Source organism: Streptomyces sp. NPDC002845 (assembly GCF_053591955.1).
This window is the reverse complement of sequence record NZ_JBSFUU010000195.1, coordinates 1-2,940: the sequence shown is the minus strand read 5'-3', so window position 1 is coordinate 2,940 and position 2,940 is coordinate 1. Positions and strand designations below refer to the sequence as shown.

Annotated in this window: 3 protein-coding genes; all 3 read right to left on the bottom strand. The window is 66.3% G+C overall.

Annotated features, from left to right (window positions below; genetic code table 11):
• Positions 1 to 122: 122 nt before the first annotated feature.
• On the bottom strand, positions 123 to 257 hold the full coding sequence (locus tag ACWD3C_RS48200; RefSeq protein WP_451155125.1) for a hypothetical protein: 135 nt from the start codon (positions 255 to 257) through the stop codon (positions 123 to 125).
• Positions 258 to 479: 222 nt separating this feature from the next.
• Positions 480 to 2,081 (bottom strand): group II intron reverse transcriptase/maturase, encoded by a 1,602-nt coding sequence (ltrA, locus tag ACWD3C_RS48195; protein WP_451155124.1) that lies wholly within the window; start codon positions 2,079 to 2,081, stop codon positions 480 to 482.
• 157 nt (positions 2,082 to 2,238) lie between these two features.
• On the bottom strand, positions 2,239 to 2,826 hold the full coding sequence (locus ACWD3C_RS48190; RefSeq protein ID WP_451155122.1) for a group II intron maturase-specific domain-containing protein: 588 nt from the start codon (positions 2,824 to 2,826) through the stop codon (positions 2,239 to 2,241).
• Between the last annotated feature and the right edge of the window lie 114 nt (positions 2,827 to 2,940).

The following is a 2,940-nucleotide window of genomic DNA, read 5'->3' as shown; positions in this document are numbered from 1 at the left end:
AAGGACTCCGTGGTGCTGGTCGGCCTCGGCGCGGTCGGGCTGGTCGCGATCGGCAGTTCGGTGTTCGCGACCAGTGCCGTCGGCTGGGCTGAAGTTTCCCCGTGATCTTGGACACGTTTCCGTCACGCGGCGAGGGCGTGGTCTGGTTTCGTTCCTTGGTGGCGCTGGCGGGTCTCGTGAGGGGTGAGGTAGCCCCACTCGGGGTGCCTGCGCAGGCGCCTGCGGTTGTAGTAGGTCTCGATGACCCTGTTGCCCAATTGACCTCACGCTGCGAGGTCAAGGGCTGCCAGTCGGGAGATGCGGGTGCGTGCGAGGGGAGTTTCGTTCCACCAGGCGTCGAGGCGGATCAAGTTGATGGCGGTTGCTGTGAGAATGTGCGCGAGCCGCGTCTTGGCGAGGCCGACGTAGCGGGTCCGGCGGACGCCGGCGGTCGCGACGGCCTGTCGGGTAGCGGCGGCGCGTTGCCGCGCCGCCGCCCCCTAAGAACCGTGCGGGCGGGTTGGCCCCGCACACGGCTCAAGCAGGCCCTGTGGCTCACTGGCAGGCAGAAGTGCGGTCCCGTTGCCGGTGGCGGCGATGAGCCGTCGTCGGCAGTGGGCGTGCAGGAGTTGGGCGGGTGGTTCGTCCGGCGTGCCCGGTCCGGTGGTGACGATCGCCTTGCGGGTGATCGCTTTGCGGGTCGCCCGTATCCACTGCTCCCACTCGGTGGGGCTGGTGGGCGGGTGGGCGGCGTGCAGCAGGAGAGTCCCGCAGAGCGGACAGCGGCCGTTCTGGCGGTTGAGCAGGTGCCAGTCGGTCTTGTCGATCAGCGGGATCACCTCTTTGCGTCGCCGCCGGGCCCAGTACTCGGTCAGTGCCGGGTCGTCCGGAGACGCCCCGAGCTTGACGAGCTGGTGCCGGACGATCTTCGTCCACGCGAACTTGGGGAGGAACCGTCCGCTGCCGCGGTCTCCGAAGACCCACCGGTCACCCCGGCGGGGGTTGAACGCTCCGAAGTAGCGGTGCACAATCCAGTCCCTCGGCTTGTTCGCGTGTTCGTGCTTGGCCCACTTGTAGGCGAGCTGCCACACGTAGAAGTCCAGCGAGCTGAAGACCCGGCTGGACACCCCGATCCGGAAGTAAGCGGACCAGCCCCTAATGATCGGGGCCAGGGTCCTGATCACCGCCTCGGCGTTGGACCCGCGCAGGTCCCACATCTCGGCGGCGAGCCGTTTCCGGATCCGTTTCACGGACGCCTTGCTGGGTTTGATCAGCAGTTTCCGGTTGCGATACAGCCGGACGTGGAAGCCCAGGAAGCAGAAGCCCTCGGTGAGGTGGACGATGCGCGTCTTGTCCTCGTTGAAGGCGAGCCCTCTGGGTTCCAGCCAGGCGGCGAGCCGCTGCTTGACCTCTTCGGCCTGCTCACGGCTGTGGCACATCGCCACCAGATCGTCTGCGTACCTGACCAGCACGGGGCTATTGCGCATCACGGTCCCGGCGTGGATGCCGCTCGCGTGATACCGCACCCCGGCGGCCTCCTCCATTCCATGCAGAGCCACGTTCATCAGCGCGGGGCTGATCACACCGCCCTGGGGAGTTCCCTCCCTGGTCGCGGTGAGCCGACCGTCCTCGACCACACCGGCCCGCAGCCACTGCGCGACCAGTTCCCGTGCGGGAAACGTGCCGAGCTGCCGGAGCAAGTGATCATGGTCGATTCGGTCGAATGCCGCCGCCAGGTCCGCATCAAGTACCCACGGCCGACCAGGGTTGGGGCCCCGGCAGGTCAGAAAGATGGACTCGATCGCGTCATGGCAGCCACGGCCGGGCCTGAAGCCATAGGACCTCGGCTCGAACCGTGCCTCCCACTCGGGCTCCAGTGCCCCAAGGACCACAGCCTGAAGGCAGCGGTCCAAGATCACGGGAATGCCGAGCGGCCGCCGACGCCCGTCGGGCTTCGGCACGTACACCCGTCTGACGGGCTTGGCCGTCCACGACCTGGAGCGGTGCTGCACCCAGTCGGCCACTTCGGCCTTGCCGGGCGCGGTCAGCACCACCTTGCCGTCGACGCCCGCCGTCTCGCGGCCAGCGTTGACCTCCGTCACCCGCCGCACCGCGTGCAATGCGTTGGCGCGGGAACGGAGGTTGGGTCGGGCCGAGACGCGGTGTTGGCCTTGCGGCCAATCCGTTTTCTCGGCCCGCCCGCCGCACCCGGCGTGCGCCTCTCAACGCACCGGGCGCTCCACGTGCCTTAACCGTTGGTCAGCCGTTGGCGGCTGCCGGTTTCGGGGTCCATGGGGTCGCTATGGTGTTGCCGCGGTAGCGGTAACGAGTCACGGCGACGCTGGATGCGCCGGTGAATACGGCCCCGTTGTGGGCGAACCTCCACCCTTTGTCGCAGAAGCGGCGGCGGAGTTCTTTCATCCCGAGTTGGGTCTTGCCCTTGTACTTCTGACGTATCCAGCGCATCAGCCGCAGCCAGGTATGGCTGTCGACGGCGCTGAAAACGTCCTTGGACACCCCGTGCCGGAAGTAGTTCGCCCACCCCGCCAGCATCCTGTTGAGACTGGTGATCAGCTCATCCAGGTCCAGATGGCGGGTTGACCTGTACGTCTTGACCTTCACTTTGTCCTTGATCGACTGAATGGCCTTCTTGGACGGCTTGGTGTAGACGTAATACTTCTGAGTTCCTCGTTTCCGCTGACGGCGGATATGGAAGCCGAGAAACTCGAAGCCCTCATTGACGTGAACCACGCGGGTCTTTTCTGGAGCCAGCCGCAGCCCCAATGGAGCTAACACGGCCGCCACCTCTTCGCGCAACGCTTCGGCGTGGTGTTTCTCGCCGAACACAACCAGGGCAAAATCATCCGCTTATGCCGTGTGCTGGGTTATGCCGACTGCGGCGGCAGCAGCATGACGGACCTGCGGTCTAGTTTCGAAAGCTTCAGCATAACCGGCGGTCTC